The organism is Streptomyces sp. NPDC088817, assembly GCF_044750345.1.
Lineage (GTDB): Bacteria > Actinomycetota > Actinomycetes > Streptomycetales > Streptomycetaceae > Streptomyces.
In genome coordinates, this window is record NZ_JBIVJN010000001.1 from 533,203 (window position 1) to 550,949 (window position 17,747).

Below are 17,747 nucleotides of genomic sequence, written 5' to 3' on the forward strand. Positions count from 1 at the left end.
CAGAGGCTGGAGATGACCGAGACCCAGGGCAGCACTCCGTCCCGCCGCGCCGTGATCGGCTGGGGCGGGGCGGGGATCGCGCTCGGCGCCGTCGCGGCGGGCGGCGCGGTGGCGATGACCAAGGCCGGCTCCGACCTGGACCCGGTCGGCGCGGACGCGGGCGGCGCGGTGGAGTTCCACGGCGCCCACCAGGCGGGCATCGCCACCCCCGTGCAGGATCGGCTGCACTTCGCCGCGTTCGACGTGAAGACCGACGACCGCGCCGAGTTCGTACGGCTGCTGAAGGACTGGACGGCCGCCGCACGCCGGATGACCGCGGGCAAGGAGGTCGGTGAGGGCGCGTACGGCGGTCTCCCCGAGGCGCCGCCCGACGACACCGGCGAGGCGCTGGGCCTCAACCCCTCGCGGCTGACGCTGACCATCGGCTTCGGGCCGTCGCTGTTCGACAGGTTCGGACTGCGGGACAGGCGGCCGGCCGCCCTGGTGGACCTGCCCAAGTTCCCCGGCGACAACCTGGACCGCTCCCGCACCGGCGGCGACCTGTGCGTCCAGGCCTGCGCGGACGACCCGCAGGTCGCCGTGCACGCGATCCGCAACCTGGCCCGCATCGGCTTCGGCAAGGTCGCCGTCCGCTGGTCCCAGCTCGGCTTCGGCAAGACCTCCTCCACCACCCCGGACGCCCACACCCCGCGCAACCTCTTCGGGTTCAAGGACGGCACCCGCAACATCGCGGGCACCGAGACCGGCCGGCTGACGGAGCACGTCTGGGTCGGCGACCGGGACGGCGGCTCGAACGACGCCTGGATGCACGGCGGTTCGTACCTCGTCGCCCGGCGCATCCGGATGAACATCGAGACCTGGGACCGGACTCCGCTCCAGGAGCAGGAGGACATCTTCGGCCGGGACAAGGGCGAGGGCGCGCCGGTCGGCAGGCCGAAGGAGCACGACGAGCCGTTCCTGAAGGCGATGAAGCCCACCGCGCACGTACGGCTCTCGCACCCCGACTCCAACGGCGGGATCACGATCCTGCGCCGCGGCTACTCCTTCACCGACGGAACCGACGGCCTCGGCCGCCTGGACGCCGGACTGTTCTTCCTGGCCTACCAGCGCGACCCGCGCAACGGGTTCATCCCGCTCCAGCGCAAGCTGGCCGCGGACGACGCGCTCAACGAGTACATCCAGCACGTGGGTTCGGCGGTCTTCGCGATCCCGCCCGGCGTGCGTGACCCGCACGACTGGTGGGGCCGCACCCTGCTGTCCGAGGAGGCGTGACCCGTGTTCTCCAACTATCTGATCGGCCTGCGCGAGGGGCTGGAAGCCAGCCTCGTCGTGTGCATCCTGATCGCCTATCTGGTCAAGACCGGCCGCAGGGACGCCCTGAAGCCGATCTGGACCGGTATCGGCATCGCGATCGCCATCGCCATGGGCTTCGGCTGCGTCCTCGAATTCGGCTCCCAGGAGCTGACGTTCGAGGCGCAGGAGGCGCTCGGCGGAAGCCTGTCGATCATCGCGGTCGGCCTGGTGACCTGGATGGTCTTCTGGATGCGGCGCACCGCCCGGCACCTGAAGTCGGAGCTGCACGGCAAGCTGGACCAGGCGCTGGCGATGGGCACGGGCGCGCTGGTCGCCACCGCGTTCCTGGCCGTGGGCCGTGAGGGCCTGGAGACGGCGCTGTTCGTGTGGGCGTCGGTGCACGCGGCCTCCGACGGCACCCCGCGCCCGCTGATCGGCGTCGCCCTCGGCCTGGCCACGGCGGTCCTGCTCGGCTGGCTGTTCTACCGGGGCGCGCTGCGGATCAACCTCGCCAAGTTCTTCACCTGGACCGGCGCCATGCTGGTCGTCGTCGCGGCGGGTGTGCTGGCCTACGGCCTGCACGACCTCCAGGAGGCCGCCTGGGTCCCGGGCCTTGGCGATCTGGCCTTCGACATCAGCGGCGCCGTGCCGCCGGACAGCTGGTACGGCACGCTGCTGAAGGGCGTGTTCAACTTCCAGCCCGACCCGACGGTGCTTCAGGTCACGGTGTGGCTGCTGTACTTGGTCCCGACGCTCACCCTCTTCTTCGTCCCGGTAGGGTTCGCCTCCGGGAAGAGGAAGGTGACGGTGGCTGATGAGCAGGGTTCGCGGCCCTCGCAGGCTTCGCAGGCTTGAACGCTGGGCGACGGCGACGGTCACGGCGGCCGCGCTGACGCTGACCGCGAGCGGGTGCGTGGTGGTGCACGGTGAGCGCGAGGTGCTTCCGGCCACCACCCCCGCGGAGGCCGCGAAGGCGCTGACACGGTTCACGGACGCCTACAACGCGGCCGACAAGGCCTACGACCGCACCCTGGACGCGGACTTCGTCGTCGGCGCGCTCGGCGCCATCGACGGGGCGCGGCTGAAGGCCGGGCGCGCCAACCACCCGGACGGCAACCCGTCGCACACCCCGTTGACGCTGACGGACGCCAGGTTCACGATCCCGCAGAAGGCGGGCTGGCCGCGCTGGTTCCTCGCCGACGCCAAGGGCAACAAGGGCGGCAACCAGCGCTGGCTGCTGGTGTTCCTGCGCTACGGCGCCACCGAGGAGTGGCGGGTGGCCTATCTGACGCTGGTGGCCCCCGGGAAGATACCGGAGTTCCGCAAGGACAAGGACGGCCTGGCCGAGGCCCTGCCCGAGAGCAGCCCCGAACTGGCGGTCGTGCCCGGCGACTTGAGCCGGAGCTACGCGACGTACCTGGGCAACGGCGGGGACCTGTTCGCCGACGGCCCGCACACCACCGGCTGGCGCGAGCTGCGCGACAGGGCCGCGAGCCGGCCGGGGCTGGCGCGGCAGTACATCGACCAGCCCAGGACGGACGGCGCCTTCGCGCCGCTGGCGCTGCGCACCGCGGACGGCGGGGCGCTGGTGTTCTTCACCACCCGCCACTACGAGAAGCAGACCTCCGCCGAGGGTGCCTCCGTGCCCACCCCCAACAAGGACGTCCAGGCCCTCACCACGGGCGAGGTCAGGCAGTCGCTGACCATGGAGTTCTTCTCCAACGAGGTGGCCCTCGATCCGCCGAAGGGCGCGACCGGACAGCAGGTGTCGATACTGGCCCGCGTCCAGGGCCTGACCTCGGCCCAGGGCGGGTAGGACGGCGCGGACGCCGCGGGCCCCAAGGGGTCAGCGGTGCAGGGGCCAGGACGAGGAGTGGGAGTCCGGGCCCTCGGCGGCGTGGCGGGCGCAGGCGTCGGTGAGGGGTTCCAGCAGGCTCAGGGGGTCCGGGAGCGCGAACTCGGGGCCCCGCAGCCAGCGCACCTGCTGGTCGTCGTCGCCGGGCAGACGGGCCGGCGGGACCAGGACGTAGGAGCCGCGGCAGTGCCAGCGCAGGCCCGGGTGCTCGTCCATGGTCTCCGGGTGGCAGTCCAGCTCGCAGGGCCACCACTCGTCCTCGTCCTCGGGCGTGCCGCGGGTGAGGGTGAAGAACAGCATGCGCCCGTCGTCGCTCTCGGCGACCGGACCGACCTCCACGCCCTCGGCGAGCAGCCGCTCCAGGGCCTCGTTGCCGGCCTCCACGGGCACGTCGAGGACGTCGTGCACCATTCCGGTCGCGGTGATGAAGTTGGCCTCCGGCTGGTGCCGGGCCCAGCGCTCGATCTGGGCGCGGTCGGTGGTCGACTGCGTCTGCCAGGCGAACGACACCGGGTGCCGGGCGGGGGTGGGACAGCCGACGCGGTCGCAGGAGCAGCCGTATCCGGTGGCCGGGTGCGCGGCGGGCGCCAGGGGCAGTCCCGCGGTGGCGGCGGCGAGCAGCAGGTCCTCACGGCCGCCTTCGCCGGCGGTCTCCTTGGGGCGGCGTCCCCGCAGCCACCTGGTGAGTTTGCCCTCCCGGCCGGTACGACCGCCGAACTCCGCGCTCATTTATCCCCTGACCTCGCTGGTGTGGACAGCATGTCCCATGGTCCCACCATCCTCCGCCTCGGGGGGCCGGAGCCCGCAACCGGGGTGGCCGGGGCGGTGCTCAGCGGGGCGCGAGCCCGTGCAGCGCGTAGTCGACGAGGGTGTCGGTGTACTCGTAGGAGACGGGCGCGGTGCGCTGGAGCCAGCGCTGGGCCAGCGGGGAGACGAAGAGTTCCAGGGCGATGCGCGGGTCGATGTCGGGGCGTACGGCGCCGGTGTCCTGGGCCGAGCGGAGCCGGTGGACGTACAGCTCGAGCTGCGGCTGGAGCAGCTTGGCCACGTACTGCCGGCCGAGCTGGTCGTTCACCAGGCCCTCGGCGGCCAGGGCGCGGGCGGGCGCCTCGAACGCCGGGTCGAAGAGTGCGTCGACGGTGGCGCGCAGGACGGTCTTGAGGTCGGCGGCGAGGTCGCCGGTGTCGGGGATCCCCTCGGGCTGCCGGTCGCCCCGCGCGTCCTGCTGCCGGGCCGCCGCCTGTTCGCCGAGGTCGAGGAACGCCTCCATGAGGACGTCCGCCTTCGAGGGCCACCAGCGGTAGATCGTCTGCTTGCCCACCCCGGCCCGCGCGGCGATCGCCTCGATCGTGGTCTTCGGGTACCCGGTCTCGGCGACGAGCGCGAGGGCGGCGGCGTAGATCGCGCGGCGGGACTTCTCGTTGCGGCGGCTGGCGTCGGGGGCGGGCTTGTCGGGCATGCGCCGACGGTAGCAGGGCGGTGAGACGGTGCGTCTCGCTGCTCCCGGGCGGGCTGGGTCCCGGCCTCAGCGAGTGGGGTCGGAGGGCGGCCAGGGGTCGCCCCAGTCCGTGTCGCGGGCCGCCTTGTACAGGTCGCCGTGGCGTTTGGTGACCGTCTCGCGGCGCAGGCCCTCGTCGGGGGCGCACAGGTTGAGCAGGACCTGGCCCTTGCGGATCTGGGGGCGGCGGACGACGCGTGCGGGGGCCGGGGTGACCGGGAAGCGGGTGGCGGCGACGTAGCTGAACTTCTCGTCCTCGTAGGCGAGGGAGCCGCCCTTGACCTGCCGGTGCAGGGAGGAGCGGCTGACCCGGGCCGAGAAGTGGCACCAGTCGGTGCCGGGCACGATCGGGCAGGCGGCGCTGTGCGGGCAGGGCGCGGCGATCCGGAAGCCGGCCGCGATCAGGCGGTCCCGGGCCTCGATGACGCGGGCGTAGCCGTCGGGTGTGCCGGGTTCGACGACCACGACGGCGCGGGCGGCGGCCGCGGCGGCGTCCACGACGGCCGCGCGGTCGAGGGCGGTCAGCTCGCCCAGGACGTAGGAGACGGTGACGAGGTCGGTGTCGTCGAGGGTGAGCTGCGCGCCGATCCGGGCGCGCTGCCAGCGGGCGTCCCGCAGGGCGGGGTCGGCCTCGGCGATCCGGCGGCCGAGGGCGAGCGCGGGCTCGGCCCAGTCGAGCACGGTCACCGGGCGGATGCCGTCCCAGGTGGCGGCGGCGGCCCAGGCGGCGGCGCCGGTGCCGCCGCCGACGTCGGTGTGACCGGCGGGCGTCCACTCCGGCGCGGCCTGCGCGAACGCGGCCAGCGCCGAGCGCACCGCCTCGAAGGTGGCCGGCATCCGGTACGCGGCGTACGCGACCACGTCGGCGCGGTCGCGCAGGATCGGGGCGTCGGTCGGGGTGCTCCCCCGGTAATTGGCGATCAGCCGCTCCACGGCCCCCGCCGCCTGCCGGGGCGGCAGCCCGTCGAGCAACCCGGACAGCGCGGCACGGAGAGTCTCCGACGGCGATACAACGTCGTTCACCGTCCAATTCTCTCAGCTCCACCGGCCCCCCAGAACCGCCGAGGCCCTCCGGGCCCAACGGGGACCACCGGCCTGACAGGGTCGACGCGTTGGAGAGCACACCGCCCCCACCGGCCGACCCGCCCCCACCGAGGGGTGACCCGCTCACCTCCCCCGGGCCCGGGACGAACCCCGACCACTTGCGCCGGCCGGATGGCCGCCACACGTGAGGGTCCCGCGCCCCCTCGGGCCCGGCTGCCCGCGGGGCTCGCGCCCCCGATGGGCGCCGCGGGCCGCCCGCGCCGACGGGGGCGGCGTGCTGGACAGCGTGAGCGTCGCCCTTGCCCTCACCGGCCGGCTCGCCCCCGCCGAGCGGTAGCCCGCTCACCTCCCTCGGGACCGGCACGGGCCCCCGACCGCGGCCGGGTCGCCGCCACGCGTGAGGGGCTCGCGTCCCTCTGGACCGTCGGGACCGACAGGCCACCGGGTGCACTCGGTCCCTCAGATCCGGTGGGTGTTGCGGATTGCTCGGGACAGGTGGGTTGCCGCTGTTGCGCGGGGGGTGCTTGATGGGGGGCGGCGGCGGGGGTGGACCGTGTTGGCCAGGAGGATGAGGAAGGTGTCCGTGGCCCGGTCGAGGGTCAGGGACGTGCCGGTGAAGCCCGTGTGGCCCGCTGCTCCGTGGCCCGCCAGTTCGCCCATGAACCAGGGCTGGTCCACGGCGAAACCCAGGCCCGGTGGGGCGAGGAGCAGGTCGACGAAGTCGGGGCCGAGGATCCGGGCGGGACCGTAGGAGCCGCCCGCGAGCAGCGCGCGGCAGAAGACCGCGAGGTCGGGGCCCGTCGAGAACAGGCCCGCGTGACCGGCCACACCGCCCAGCGCCCAGGCGTTCTCGTCGTGGACCTCGCCCCGCAGCATCCCCCGGTCCGCCTTGGCCCACGGCCGCCGCTGGTCCTCGGTCGCCGCCGCGCCGGGGCACGGGCCGAAGCCGGTGGACGCCATGCCCAGCGGGCGGGTGATCCCGTCGCGGACCAGGACGTCCAGGGTGCGGCCGGTGATCCGTTCCAGGACGTGCTGGAGCAGCAGCGGGTTGAGGTCCGAGTAGGTGTACGTGCCGGGCACGCCCACCGGAGCCTCGGCGCGCAGCATCGCCGACCGGGAGGCCGCGTCGGGGCAGTCGTACAGCGGGAGTTCGGGGCGCAGCCCGGAGGTGTGGGTGAGCAACTGCCGTACGGTGACGCCGTGTGCGGCGGCCGCGCGGAACTCCGGCAGGTACGCCCCCACCCGCGCGTCGATGCCCAACGTGCCCCGCTCGATCTGCTGCACGGCGGCGACCGCGGTGAACAGCTTGGTGAGGGAGGCCAGGTCGAACGGCGTGTCCACGGTCATCGGCACCCGCCGGTCGGGCGGGAGTTCGACGCCCCGGTCGGTGGCGGGGTCGTAGGACGCGTACCGCACCGCCCAGCCCGCCGCCTCGGCGACGGCGATCACCGGGCCGCGTCCGGCGAGGACGACGGCGCCGGCCGCCCAGGGCCGCTCCCCGGTGGTGAGGTCGTGGACCTCGCGGACGAGGTGACGCAGCTCGGCGAGGTCGAGTCCGGCCTTCTCCGGTGTGTCCCCGCGCAGTCTCGGTGCGCTCAGCTCTCCTCCTGCACGCTCTCGGCCGCATATGGCCTCCAGGGACGGCACATTCCCATGAAGCAGGCCAGCGCCACCAGCGCGGCCGCCAGTTGGACCAGCGCCATGGGCACGGCGGTGTGCTCCCCGGCGATCCCGACCAGCGGGGAGGCGACCGCGCCGATGAGGAAGGAGGACGTGCCGAGCAGGGCGGACGCGGAACCGGCGTGCTCGCGGGTGCGCATCAGCGCGAGCGCCTGGGTGTTGGGCAGGGTGACGCCCATCGCGGACATGAGCACGAACAGCGCGGCGGCCACGGGCACCAGGCCCACCTCGCCGAAGACCCCCGTGGCCATCAGCAGCAGCGCGGCCGCGGCCAGGATGACCACCACGAGGCCGACGGCCAGCACCCGGTCGAGGCGGACCCGTCCGACCAGCACCCGGCCGTTGACCTGGCCCACGATGACCAGCCCGACCGAGTTGAGCCCGAACAGCAGGCTGTACGTCTGCGGGGAGGCGCCGTAGATCTCCTGGATCACGAACGGCGAGGCGGCGATGTACGCGAACAGCGCGGCGAAGGCGAAGCCGCCCGCGAGCAGGTATCCGGTGAAGGCGCGGTCGGCAAGCAGCCGGCGCATCGAGCCGAGCGTCTCGCCCACGCCGCCGCCGTGCCGGCGGGCGGGCGGCAGGGTCTCCGGCAGCCGGGTCCAGACGACCACGGCCAGCAGCGCCCCGACCACCGTGAGGACGACGAACACGCCCCGCCAGTCCGTCACCCGCAGGATCTGCCCGCCGATCAGCGGCGCCACGATCGGGGCGACCCCGGATATCAGCATCAGGGTGGAGAAGAAGCGGGCCATGGCCACGCCGTCGTAGAGGTCCCGCACGACCGCGCGGGCGATCACGATGCCGGCCGCGCCCGCCAGGCCCTGGGCCAGCCGGAAGGCGACCAGCGTCTCGACGTTCGGGGCGAGCGAGCACAGCGCGGTGGCGAGGACGTAGACGGCGAGCCCCGCCAGCAGCGGGCGGCGGCGCCCCCACCGGTCGCTCATCGGGCCGACCACCATCTGCCCGAGCGCCATGCCGGCCAGGCAGGCGGTCAGCGTGAGCTGGACGGTCGCGGCCGGGGCGTGCAGGGACCGGGTGACCTCCGGCAGGGAGGGGAGGTACATGTCCATCGCGAGCGGAGGCGTCGCCGTCAGCCCGCCGAGGATCAGCGTCACCAGCAGCCCGGCGCGGCGGGCCGAGCGCGCCGGTGGTCCGGCGAGTCCCCGCTCCGGTACGGCCGTCCGCGGCGCGTGCGGTGCGGGCGCCCCACCCTCCGACATGTGTGTCCCTTCCTCTCCCGGCCCGCTCGTGGCCCTCTTCGGCCCGCTCGTGGCCCTCTTCGGCCCTCTCCGGGCCTGTCCGGCTGATCCGCCGCCTATGCTCTCAGCTCGTACACCGTGCCGAGGAACGCGTGAGCGAGAGTGAGGTCCGGGATGTCGGAAGTGTCCGGGGTGACGGAACAGACGGTGCGCTGGGGCGTTCTGGCGACCGGCCAGATCGCGGCCGCGTTCACCGCGGACCTGGTGGACCTGCCGGACGCCGAGGTCGTGGCGGTGGCCTCGCGCACCGAGGAGCCGGCGAAGGCGTTCGCCGAACGGTTCGGGATCCCGCGGGCGTACGGCGACTGGGAGTCGCTCGCCCGGGACCAGGACGTCGACGTCGTCTACGTCGCCGCCCCGCACACGGCCCACCGGGCGGCCGCCGGGCTGTGCCTCGCGGCCGGGCGGAACGTGCTGTGCGAGAAGCCGTTCACGCTGAACCTGCGGCAGGCCGGGGAACTCGTCGCGCTCGCCCGGGAGCACGACCGGTTCCTGATGGAGGCCATGTGGATGTACTGCAATCCGCTGGTACGGCGCCTGAAGGCACTGGTCGACGACGGCGCGATCGGCGAAGTACGCACCGTTCAGGCCGACTTCGGGCTCGCCGGCCCCTTCCCGCCCTCGCACCGGCTGCGCGACCCGCACCTGGGCGGCGGGGCGCTGCTCGACCTCGGCGTCTACCCGGTGTCGTTCGCGCAGCTGCTGCTCGGCGAGCCGTCGGACGTGACGGCCAGGGCGGTGCTCTCCGCGGAGGGCGTCGACCTGCAGACCGGCGCGCTGCTCTCCTGGGACAGCGGCGCGCTGGCCCAACTGCACTGCTCCATCACGGGATCCACGGCCACCTGCGCCTCGGTCACCGGCTCCGAGGGCCGGATCGACGTGCCCTCCGGCTTCTTCCACCCCGACCGTTTCGTGCTGCGCCGGCACGGCCGTGACCCGGAGGAGTTCACCGCGGATCCGGCCGACGGTCCGCGCACCACCCTGCGGCACGAGGCGCGGGAGGTGATGCGGGCCCTGCGCGCGGGCGAGACGGAGTCCCCGCTCGTGCCGCTGGAGGGCACCCTGGCGGTGATGCGGACGCTGGACGCGGTGCGGGAGCGGATCGGCGTGCGGTATCCGGGCGAGGCGGACGGACCGGGCGCCGGGCGGGCCCGGGAGGCCGCGCTCGCCTGAGCCCCGCGACACCGGCGGGCGTCCGGAGACACACTCACGGCCCTCGCGGGCATCCGTATGGCGGACGGTGGATTCCGCTCCGCGGACCGTCCTCGTACGCTCCGGTGCCATGACCGACAGGCAATCGAAGATCGCGGTGGTGACCGGGGCCGGCTCGGGCATCGGGCGGGCCGTCGCCGTGGAACTGCTGCGCGCGGGCTGGTCCGTGGCCCTGGCGGGGCGCCGCCGCGAGACGCTGGAGGAGACGGCGGCGCTCGCCCCGGAGGCCGCCTCCCTCGCCGTACGCGCCGACGTGGCCCGGCCGGACGACGTGGCCGCGCTGTTCGCCGCCACCGTCGACCGGTTCGGGCGGGTCGACCTGCTGTTCAACAACGCGGGCACGTTCGGGCCGGGCGGCGTGCCGGTGGAGGACCTGTCCTACGAGGCGTGGCGGCACGTGGTGGACACCAACCTCAACGGGGCCTTCCTGTGCGCCCAGGCGGCGTACCGGCGGATGAAGGAGCAGGACCCGCAGGGCGGCCGGATCATCAACAACGGCTCGATCTCGGCGCACACGCCCCGGCCCCACTCGGCGCCCTACACCGCCACCAAGCACGCCCTGACCGGCCTGACCAAGGCGCTCTCCCTGGACGGGCGGCCGTACCGGATCGCGGTCGGGCAGATCGACATCGGCAACGCGGCCACCGACATGACGGCGCGGATGGAGTCGGGTGCCCTCCAGGCCAACGGGGAGGTGGTCCCGGAGCCCGTGATGGACGTGGCCGACGTGGCGCGCACCGTGCGGCACATGGCGGAACTGCCGCTGGAGGCGAACGTGCAGTTCGCGACGGTACTGGCGACGGCGATGCCGTACGTGGGACGGGGCTGAGCCGCCCGGAACGGGCCCGCACGGCCCGGCGCGGACGGCTCAGCGCCGGTGGCGTCCCCCGGACGCGGCGGCCGCGGCCCGGCGCCGGCGCAGCGCCCACACGCCGCCGGCCAGCAGCGCGACCGTACCGCCGGCGCCTTCCAGCAGCCGCCAGGCCGAGGGGCTCGTGTCCGCCGCCGCGCCCGGCGGCCCGGCGGCGGCCGGTGTCGCCTGCCGCACGGGCGGGGCGTCCGCGTCCGCCTTCTTCCCGCCCTCGCTCAGCGGCTCGACCAGCGTGCCGACGGGCCGCGCGGAACCGCCCTGCCCGAAGCCCCAGTCGAGCAGGGCGGCGGTCTCCTCGTAGACGGCGTTGCTGCCGGCCGCGGGGTTGAGCACCGTGGCGAGCAGGGTGCGGCCGCCGCGTACGGCCGCGCCGGTGAAGGTGTTGCCGGCGTCGCTGGTGTAGCCGTTCTTCACCCCGATCAGGCCGTGGTACGCCTTCAGGCCCCAGGCTCCGGTCAGCAGGCGGTCGGTGTTCTGGATCTGGAAGGTCCTGCTCCGGCCGGCCGGGAAGTCGGCGGCGTGCGTGCCGCAGTAGCCGCGGAAGTCGGCGTTGCGCAGCCCGTGCCGGGCGATCAGCGTCAGGTCGTACGCCGAGGACAGCTGACCGGGGTGGTCGAAGCCGTCCGGGCTGACCACGTGGGTGTCCAGGGCCTGGAGGTCCTGGGCCCTGGCCTGCATCTCGGCGACGGTCTTCGCCACCCCGCCGTTCATGTGGGCGAGCACGTGCACGGCGTCGTTGCCCGAGCGCAGGAAGACGCCCTGCCAGAGCTGCTCCACCGTGTACGTGGTCCCGGGCCGGATCCCCACGAGGCTGGAGCCCATGGGGATGTCGGCCAGCTCGGCCTCGGTGACGGTGTGCCGCTGGGCACGGTGGAACTTCCGCAGCACCGTGTCCGCGAACAGCATCTTCAGCGTGGAGGCGGGCGCGAGGGGCTGGTGGGCGCGGTAGGCGGCGAGCACGTGCCCCGTCTCCCAGTCGGCGAGGAGCCAGGCGCGGGCGGTGAGCCGGCCCAGTAGGCCGGTGGCACCGCTCACCTGCGCTTTCGTACGGGCCAGCCGCTCGCCGCCGATCGCGGCGGGGGCGGCGACCGCGGTGGACGCGGCCGGGCCGGTGGCGGTCACGGCGGCCGTGGCGAGGGTGAGCAGGGAACGCCGGGACAGGCCGTGGGGGGACCGAGAGGAAACACGCACCCCGGGACCGTACAGAGCGAGCCTGAGCCCGTGCACGACATGTCCTCAAAGCCTGATCAAAAGATCATCAAAGGACGAGTCACCGAATGCCCTGTCGAATTGCCCCTCGCCCCTCCCTCCCCCCGGCTCGCGCCCCGTCACCGTCACCGCCCCAGGATGCGGTCGGTCTCGGCCAGGTCTGCGGCCGTCAGCGCGCCCTTGGCCAGCGCGTTCGCGTTCTCCTCGGCCTGGGCGACCGAGCGGAAGCCCGGGATGGGAATGGTTCGCTCGCTGCGCGCCCACAGCCAGGCCAGGGCGCCCTGGGCGAGCGTACGGCCGCCGCTGGTCAGCACCTCACGCAGCGCCTCGACGCGGTCCAGCCAGTCCGGGTCGGCGCCGGAGCCGTACCCGAAGCCCTTCAGCCAGGCGGGCGGCCGGCTGCGGATGTCCCCCGCCTCCAGGGGCGCGCGCCCGGCGTGCTTGCCGGTGAGCAGACCCATGGCCAGCGGGCTGCGGTTCACGCTCGCGAGGCCCCGCTCCTCGCACAGCGCGAGCATCCCGGGCGCGTCCTGGAGCACGTTCAGCGCGTGCTGCACGGCCGCGCAGTGCTCGCCCTCGGCGAAGACGGCCGCGCGGGCGGGATCGTCCGTACTCCAGGCGTAGGCCCTGATCAGCCCCTCGGCCACGAAGTCCTCGCAGGCGTCCCGAAGGGCGGCCGCGTCGCCGGGCCGTGCGTCGGAGAGGTGCAGCTGGTACAGGTCGACGTGGTCGGTGCCGAGGCGGGCGAGGCACGCGGTGAGCGCGCGGCGCGCGTACTCGGGGGTGGCGTCCTGGCCGTCGGCAGTGCGGGTGCGCTCGTCGAACAGGTTGCCCCACTTGGTGGCGACGACGACCTCGTCCCGCCGCCTGCCCAGGGCCCGCCCGAGCACCCGCTCGCTGTGCCCACAGCCGTAGACGTCCGCCGTGTCGAAGAAGGTGACGCCGAGGTCGAGGGCGCGCCGGATCGCCCGTACGGACTCCTCGTCGTCCACCCTGCCCCAGCCGAGCGGCTGCCCGTCCGCCGAACGCCACTCCCCGCCGATCGCCCAGCACCCGAAGCCGAGCGCACCGACCTCGATCCCGCCGCGTCCCAGTGTCCTGGTGAAGGTGGTGGTCTCCATGTCCCGGGACGCTACGAGTTGGAGCGCACGCGAGGGCAAGGCCCCGGTACGGGACCCCGTGTCCGCGGGCTACGCCTGGCCGGTCTCGAACCGTGAGATCCGGCCGTCGTCGGTGATGGTGAACGACCACCGGGTGCGCATCTCGCCCCAGGTGTCGTTGCGGTAGCGGGCGAGGAGGGCGCGGCCGCCGGCGGACTCGTTGTCGACCTCCATGTGGCCGTGCGTGGCGAAGATCTCCGCCTCGATCCACTCCGCGAGGTCGCGGTCGGCCCCGTCGTCCGCCATGGTCGCGCCGGGCGCGAGCAGGTGCATGAAGCCCTCGCGGTCGTGGGCGTTGACGGCGGTGACGAAGGCACGGACGGCCGGGTCGCTCAGTCTGGCGGTCTGAATCGTCATGTCGGCAGCGTCACACCGGCCCCGGGGACCCCGCCACCCGGACGGCGCCCAGGACGGGCCGGCGGAGTGTGGGCGGTGCGACGGTGGACACCCGGAAGCGGTCCGTAACCGCTGTTCCCGCCGTACGTCTTGGGAGTCACCGTGACCTGTTACGACCGACGTGATCTTGGCCTGCTGCTGCTCCGGCTGGGTACCGGCGGTGTGCTGGCCGCGCACGGAGCGCAGAAGCTCCTTGGCTGGTTCGGCGGGGGCGGGATCGAGGGGACCGGCCGGTTCATGGAGTCCGTGGGCTACCGGCCGGGGAAGGCGAGCGCGATGGCGGCCGGGCTGTCGGAGGCCGGCGGCGGCCTGCTCCTCGCCCTGGGCCTTGCGACCCCGGCGGCGGGCGCGGCGGCGGCCGGCGCGATGGCGGGGGCGGCCGCGGTGCACGCGCCCAGCGGCTTCTTCGCCCAGAGCGGCGGCTACGAGTACGCGGCTTCGCTCGGCCTGACCTCCGCGGGCCTGGCGATCACGGGCCCCGGCCGGCTCTCCCTGGACCACGCCCTCGGGCACGCCGTCAACCGCGGCTGGATGGTCCCCGCGGCGTTCGCGACGGTGGCCGCGGCGACGTCCGTCGTCCTGGGCGCGCGGGTCCGGCGGCTGCGCCGGGAGAAGGAGGGCGAGCAGGAGGCGCTCTTCGAGGAGTAGGCGACCAGGAACAGCGGAAGGCGCTTTTCACGGAACGGGACGGGCGGGTCGTGGCAGGCTGCGCCGCATGAGCGATCAGCACCCCGGCTCCGCGCCGGCACCACCCGAGGATCTCTGGTCCACCGTCGACGACCTGTGGGCCTGGCTGGACGGGCACCGCCCCTTCGGTGAGAGCCGGGAGGCGGCGGTGCTGCCGGGGGTCCTGAAGCTGTCGGAGGAGGTCGGCGAGGTCGCCCAGGCGGTGATCGGCGCGACCGGCCAGAACCCGCGCAAGGGCACCACCCACACCTGGGACGACGTCGAGGCGGAACTGTGCGACGTGGTGATCAGCGCCCTGGTGGCCCTGCGCGCCCTGACCCCCCAGGCCCGGGAGGTCTTCGCCCGCCATCTGGACCGGGTCAGGCAGCGGTCGCTGGGACCGCGTGGGGAGACCTGAGCGGGCCCCCGCCCGCGCGTGACGTTCCGGTGGCGGAATCCGCTTGCTGATCAGGGGCCCGTCAAGGCCCCCTGGCAAGCGAAGGGTGGAATTTCCATGGCCGAGGCCGACGAGAGCGTTCCGTACGCGGAGGGGATGCCCCGGCGCGCGGCCGTCCTGGTCGCCCGTCTCACGGAGCGCAGCCGGGTACCCCTGGACTACTCCGTGGCGAGTCTGCGGATCGTCGACTTCCTGATCGACGGCATGCGCAAGAGCGGCGCGTCGCGCGAGCGCGTACGGGGGCCGCTGCTCGGCCTCGGGGCGTACGTGGGCGAGGTGCTGGTGCGCCACGCCGGTGCGAGCTGGGTCGACTTCGACGCCGTGCAGCGGGCCCGCTTCTCCCAGCCGGCCGGCGTCCTCATGCCGGACGGGCGGCTGCGGAACCCGCTGGGCAGGGTCGTCGACCGCTTCGACACGGGCGGAGCGCGCCATTCCCTCCAGGCCTTCCACCTGCCACGGGACGGCCGGTCGCGGCGGGCTGCCCTGGCCCACGCCCGGGCGGGCGGCGTACGCGCGGAGGAGGTCGGGCCCGTCGGCAGGGCCCGCTGAGCGTCACGCGGGGTGAGCTCTCGCTCTGCGACGGGGACACGTTTGGGATTAACTGCAAGAGCGTGGTTCTTCCTCTCGCCCCGTGGAGGCGGCCGATGCTTCTGACGTTGCACGAGCGTGAGCGCCTGATGATCTACACGGCCGCGAAGCTGGCCCTGGAGCGCAAGGAGCGGGGCCTGAGGCTGAATCTGCCGGAGGCCACCGCGGTGATCACGTCGTTCCTCCTCGAGGGTGCGCGCGACGGCCGTACGGTCACCGAACTCATGGAGTCCGGACGAGCGGTGCTCGGTCGCGACGACGTGATGGAGGGCGTGCCGGAGATGCTGGGGCAGGTGCAGGTCGAGGCGACCTTCCCCGACGGCACGAACCTGATCACGGTGACGGGGCCGATCTCATGATCATGAAGAGCGGCGGCCATCCCGGCGACGACCCGGGCCGGCACGACCAGCACGGCTCGGTGCTGCACCCGTCCAGCGGCGTCGGCAGCCCCAGCCTGCCACGGCGGGGCGGGACCGGGTCGCCGCAGGCGGCCCGGCGGCACTACACGGGGAGACATCCGGAGACCGACGAGCCCCTGATCCCGGGCGAAGTGCTCTACGGCGACGACCCGGTCGTGATCAACGCCGGCAAGGAGGTCACCCGGCTGCGGGTGGAGAACACCGGCGACCGTCCCGTCCAGGTCGGTTCGCACTTCCATTTCGCGGAGGTCAACGCCGCGCTGGAGTTCGACCGTGAGGCCGCGTGGGGGCGGCGGCTCAACGTGCTCTCGGGCGGCTCGGTGCGTTTCGAGCCCGGGGACGTGGAGGAGGTGGAGCTGGTCCCGATCGGGGGGCGGCGGATCGTGGCCGGACTGCGCGGTCTGTGCGGAGGTGAACTCGATGGCTGAGATCGGCCGACGCGAGTACGAGGCATCGTTCGGCCCGACCACCGGGGACCGGGTCCGCCTGGCCGACACCAACCTGTTCATCGAGGTCGAGCGGGACCTCTGCGGCGGCGGCGACGAGGCCGTCTTCGGCGGCGGCAAATCCATCCGGGAGTCCATGGGCCAGTCGCGGGCCACCCGCGGCGAGGGAACACCGGACCTGGTCATCACCGGCGCGGTGGTCCTTGACCACTGGGGAGTGGTCAAGGCCGACGTCGGCGTCCGGGACGGCCGGATCGTGGCGCTGGGCAAGGCGGGCAACCCCGAGACCATGGACGGGGTCCACCCCGACCTCGTCATCGGCCCCTCCACGGAGATCGCGGCCGGCAACGGGTTGATCCTGACGGCGGGCACGATCGACACCCATGTGCACTTCGTCGGCCCGGCCATGTTCGAGGAGGCCCTCGCGGCGGGCACCACCACGTTCGTCGGCGGCGGCACCGGACCCACCGAGGGGTCGAAGGCGACCCTGGCCACGCCGGGCGCCTGGTGGCTGCGGCGGATGCTGGAGGCCTGCGAGCCCTGGCCGCTCAACGTGCTGTTCCTGGCCCGCGGCAACACCGTGTCCCCCGAGGCGCTGTGGGAGCAACTGCGCGGCGGGGCGGGCGGGTTCAAGGTGCACGAGGACTGGGGTGCCACCCCGGCCGCGATCGACGCCGCGCTGACCGTCGCCGACCAGGCCGGAGTTCAGGTCGCGATCCACAGCGACACCCTCAACGAGGCGGGTTTCGTGGAGGATCTGCTCGCCGCCGTGGGCGGCCGGACGTTCCACGCGTACCACACCGAGGGCGCGGGCGGCGGCCACGCACCGGACATCATCCGCATCGCCGGTGAGCCGAACGTGCTGCCCGCCTCGACCAATCCGACCCGCCCGTTCACCGTCAACACGGTGGCCGAGGCGCTGGACATGGTGATGGTGGCCCACCACCTCAACCCGCAGGTGCCCAACGACCTCGCGTTCGCCGAGAGCCGGGTACGGCCCACGACCATCGCCGCCGAGGACGTGCTGCACGACCTCGGGGCGCTCTCGATCATGTCCTCGGACGCCCAGGCGATGGGCCGGATCACGGAGGTCGTGTCGCGGACGTGGCAGACCGCCCACCGGATGAAGGAGCTGCGCGGCTCACTGCCCGGCGACAGCGGGGCCGACAACCACCGGGCCCGCCGCTACGTCGCCAAGTACACGATCTGCCCGGCGGTGGCCCACGGCCTCGAACGCGAGGTCGGTTCCGTCGAGCCCGGGAAGCTGGCCGACCTGGTGCTGTGGCAGCCCGCCCTGTTCGGGGTACGGCCCACGGTCGTGTTCAAGGCCGGGATGGCCGCGAGCGCCGCCCTCGGCGACCCGAACGCGTCGATCCCCACGCCCCAGCCGGTGCTGAACCGGATGGGCTACAACGTGGGCAGCCCGGCGGCCGCCGCGAGCGGCGTCGCCTTCGTCGCGCCGGCGGCCGTCGAGGACGGCCTCGCGGACCGCCTGGGGCTGCGGCGGCGGCTCGTGGCCGTGGAGAACGTACGCGGCCGCGGCAAGCGGGACCTTCCGGAGAACACGGCCACTCCGCGTATCGAGGTCGACGCCGACACGTACGCCGTGCGGGTCGACGGCGAACTGATCGAGCACGAACCCGCGGCCGAAGTGCCCATGGCACAGCGCTACTTCCTCTTCTGACTCCACG

The 17,747-nt window shown here is 73.8% G+C and carries 19 protein-coding genes; 11 read left to right on the forward strand and 8 right to left on the reverse strand.

Annotated features, from left to right (window positions below):
- The first annotated feature begins 12 nt into the window (after positions 1-12).
- From efeB to ACIP4X_RS02440, 3 genes are read left to right on the forward strand one after another with little or no spacing between them, the layout of a single operon-like run.
- On the forward strand, positions 13-1,272 hold the full coding sequence (gene efeB, locus ACIP4X_RS02430) for an iron uptake transporter deferrochelatase/peroxidase subunit (protein ID WP_358729599.1): 1,260 nt from the start codon (positions 13-15) through the stop codon (positions 1,270-1,272).
- 3 nt (positions 1,273-1,275) lie between these two features.
- On the forward strand, positions 1,276-2,148 hold the full coding sequence (gene efeU / locus ACIP4X_RS02435; protein WP_358729598.1) for an iron uptake transporter permease EfeU: 873 nt from the start codon (positions 1,276-1,278) through the stop codon (positions 2,146-2,148).
- Positions 2,108-3,109, forward strand: a complete 1,002-nt coding sequence (locus ACIP4X_RS02440; protein ID WP_391453328.1) for a hypothetical protein — start codon at positions 2,108-2,110, stop codon at positions 3,107-3,109. Before efeU ends, ACIP4X_RS02440 begins: the two co-directional genes overlap by 41 nt.
- Positions 3,110-3,139: 30 nt before the next feature.
- On the opposite strand, the gene ACIP4X_RS02445 is transcribed toward ACIP4X_RS02440, so the two are convergent.
- The 5 genes from ACIP4X_RS02445 to ACIP4X_RS02465 form a co-directional block, all read right to left on the reverse strand.
- On the reverse strand, positions 3,140-3,877 hold the full coding sequence (locus ACIP4X_RS02445) for a bifunctional DNA primase/polymerase (RefSeq protein WP_391453326.1): 738 nt from the start codon (positions 3,875-3,877) through the stop codon (positions 3,140-3,142).
- A gap of 100 nt (positions 3,878-3,977) precedes the next feature.
- A complete protein-coding gene (locus ACIP4X_RS02450) occupies positions 3,978-4,607 on the reverse strand; it encodes a TetR/AcrR family transcriptional regulator (protein ID WP_358729595.1) in 630 nt (209 codons plus the stop codon).
- A gap of 66 nt (positions 4,608-4,673) precedes the next feature.
- Entirely contained in the window at positions 4,674-5,669 is a 996-nt protein-coding gene (locus tag ACIP4X_RS02455; protein ID WP_358729594.1) for a small ribosomal subunit Rsm22 family protein, read from the reverse strand.
- 480 nt (positions 5,670-6,149) lie between these two features.
- Complete coding sequence (locus ACIP4X_RS02460) at positions 6,150-7,337, reverse strand: serine hydrolase (protein ID WP_391453323.1); 1,188 nt, start codon at positions 7,335-7,337, stop codon at positions 6,150-6,152.
- Positions 7,286-8,593, reverse strand: coding sequence for a Bcr/CflA family efflux MFS transporter (locus ACIP4X_RS02465; RefSeq protein ID WP_391453321.1), 1,308 nt, complete (start codon positions 8,591-8,593; stop codon positions 7,286-7,288). The genes ACIP4X_RS02460 and ACIP4X_RS02465 overlap by 52 nt, the downstream gene beginning before the upstream one ends.
- Before the next feature lie 153 nt (positions 8,594-8,746).
- On the opposite strand from ACIP4X_RS02465, the gene ACIP4X_RS02470 reads away from it, so the two are divergent.
- Together ACIP4X_RS02470 and ACIP4X_RS02475 are read left to right on the forward strand one after the other, a co-directional pair.
- On the forward strand, positions 8,747-9,805 hold the full coding sequence (locus tag ACIP4X_RS02470) for a Gfo/Idh/MocA family oxidoreductase (protein ID WP_391453319.1): 1,059 nt from the start codon (positions 8,747-8,749) through the stop codon (positions 9,803-9,805).
- Positions 9,806-9,914: 109 nt separating this feature from the next.
- Entirely contained in the window at positions 9,915-10,673 is a 759-nt protein-coding gene (locus ACIP4X_RS02475) for an SDR family oxidoreductase (RefSeq protein WP_358729591.1), read from the forward strand.
- A gap of 39 nt (positions 10,674-10,712) precedes the next feature.
- Here the strand turns inward: ACIP4X_RS02475 and ACIP4X_RS02480 are convergent, their stop codons facing one another.
- The 3 genes from ACIP4X_RS02480 to ACIP4X_RS02490 form a co-directional block, all read right to left on the reverse strand.
- A complete protein-coding gene (locus tag ACIP4X_RS02480) occupies positions 10,713-11,906 on the reverse strand; it encodes a D-alanyl-D-alanine carboxypeptidase family protein (protein WP_391453316.1) in 1,194 nt (397 codons plus the stop codon).
- Between the two features lie 143 nt (positions 11,907-12,049).
- Positions 12,050-13,045: an aldo/keto reductase gene (locus ACIP4X_RS02485; protein WP_391453314.1), complete on the reverse strand. Its 996-nt coding sequence runs from the start codon at positions 13,043-13,045 to the stop codon at positions 12,050-12,052.
- Positions 13,046-13,114: 69 nt separating this feature from the next.
- Positions 13,115-13,441 carry a nuclear transport factor 2 family protein gene (locus ACIP4X_RS02490; protein ID WP_358729588.1) on the reverse strand — a complete coding sequence of 109 codons (327 nt, stop codon included), beginning with the start codon at positions 13,439-13,441 and terminating at the stop codon, positions 13,115-13,117.
- 141 nt (positions 13,442-13,582) lie between these two features.
- Between ACIP4X_RS02490 and ACIP4X_RS02495 the strand changes: the two genes are divergently transcribed.
- The 6 genes from ACIP4X_RS02495 (at position 13,583) to ACIP4X_RS02520 (ending at position 17,740) form a co-directional block, all read left to right on the forward strand.
- The gene (locus tag ACIP4X_RS02495; RefSeq protein WP_358729587.1) at positions 13,583-14,128 is read left to right on the forward strand and encodes a DoxX family membrane protein; all 546 of its coding nucleotides are present in this window, start codon (positions 13,583-13,585) and stop codon (positions 14,126-14,128) included.
- 67 nt (positions 14,129-14,195) lie between these two features.
- Positions 14,196-14,564, forward strand: coding sequence for a MazG-like family protein (locus ACIP4X_RS02500; protein ID WP_358729586.1), 369 nt, complete (start codon positions 14,196-14,198; stop codon positions 14,562-14,564).
- A 96-nt stretch (positions 14,565-14,660) separates the two neighbouring features.
- A complete protein-coding gene (locus ACIP4X_RS02505; protein WP_358729585.1) occupies positions 14,661-15,152 on the forward strand; it encodes a hypothetical protein in 492 nt (163 codons plus the stop codon).
- 95 nt (positions 15,153-15,247) lie between these two features.
- On the forward strand, positions 15,248-15,550 hold the full coding sequence (locus ACIP4X_RS02510) for an urease subunit gamma (protein ID WP_358729584.1): 303 nt from the start codon (positions 15,248-15,250) through the stop codon (positions 15,548-15,550).
- 176 nt (positions 15,551-15,726) lie between these two features.
- On the forward strand, positions 15,727-16,038 hold the full coding sequence (locus tag ACIP4X_RS02515; protein WP_358729673.1) for an urease subunit beta: 312 nt from the start codon (positions 15,727-15,729) through the stop codon (positions 16,036-16,038).
- Positions 16,031-17,740, forward strand: a complete 1,710-nt coding sequence (locus ACIP4X_RS02520; RefSeq protein ID WP_391453310.1) for an urease subunit alpha — start codon at positions 16,031-16,033, stop codon at positions 17,738-17,740. The genes ACIP4X_RS02515 and ACIP4X_RS02520 overlap by 8 nt, the downstream gene beginning before the upstream one ends.
- The last annotated feature ends 7 nt before the right edge of the window (positions 17,741-17,747 follow it).

Bases quoted from the DNA above. Each gene is read 5' to 3' on its own strand.
- efeB (WP_358729599.1), top strand. From the start codon at position 13: ATGACCGAGACCCAGGGCAGCACTCCGTCCCGCCGCGCCGTGATCGGC.
- ACIP4X_RS02440 (WP_391453328.1), top strand. From the start codon at position 2,108: ATGAGCAGGGTTCGCGGCCCTCGCAGGCTTCGCAGGCTTGAACGCTGG.
- ACIP4X_RS02445 (WP_391453326.1), bottom strand. From the start codon at position 3,877: ATGAGCGCGGAGTTCGGCGGTCGTACCGGCCGGGAGGGCAAACTCACC.
- ACIP4X_RS02450 (WP_358729595.1), bottom strand. From the start codon at position 4,607: ATGCCCGACAAGCCCGCCCCCGACGCCAGCCGCCGCAACGAGAAGTCC.
- ACIP4X_RS02465 (WP_391453321.1), bottom strand. From the start codon at position 8,593: ATGTCGGAGGGTGGGGCGCCCGCACCGCACGCGCCGCGGACGGCCGTA.
- ACIP4X_RS02470 (WP_391453319.1), top strand. From the start codon at position 8,747: ATGTCGGAAGTGTCCGGGGTGACGGAACAGACGGTGCGCTGGGGCGTT.
- ACIP4X_RS02475 (WP_358729591.1), top strand. From the start codon at position 9,915: ATGACCGACAGGCAATCGAAGATCGCGGTGGTGACCGGGGCCGGCTCG.
- ACIP4X_RS02485 (WP_391453314.1), bottom strand. From the start codon at position 13,045: ATGGAGACCACCACCTTCACCAGGACACTGGGACGCGGCGGGATCGAG.
- ACIP4X_RS02490 (WP_358729588.1), bottom strand. From the start codon at position 13,441: ATGACGATTCAGACCGCCAGACTGAGCGACCCGGCCGTCCGTGCCTTC.
- ACIP4X_RS02500 (WP_358729586.1), top strand. From the start codon at position 14,196: ATGAGCGATCAGCACCCCGGCTCCGCGCCGGCACCACCCGAGGATCTC.
- ACIP4X_RS02505 (WP_358729585.1), top strand. From the start codon at position 14,661: ATGGCCGAGGCCGACGAGAGCGTTCCGTACGCGGAGGGGATGCCCCGG.
- ACIP4X_RS02510 (WP_358729584.1), top strand. From the start codon at position 15,248: ATGCTTCTGACGTTGCACGAGCGTGAGCGCCTGATGATCTACACGGCC.
- ACIP4X_RS02520 (WP_391453310.1), top strand. From the start codon at position 16,031: ATGGCTGAGATCGGCCGACGCGAGTACGAGGCATCGTTCGGCCCGACC.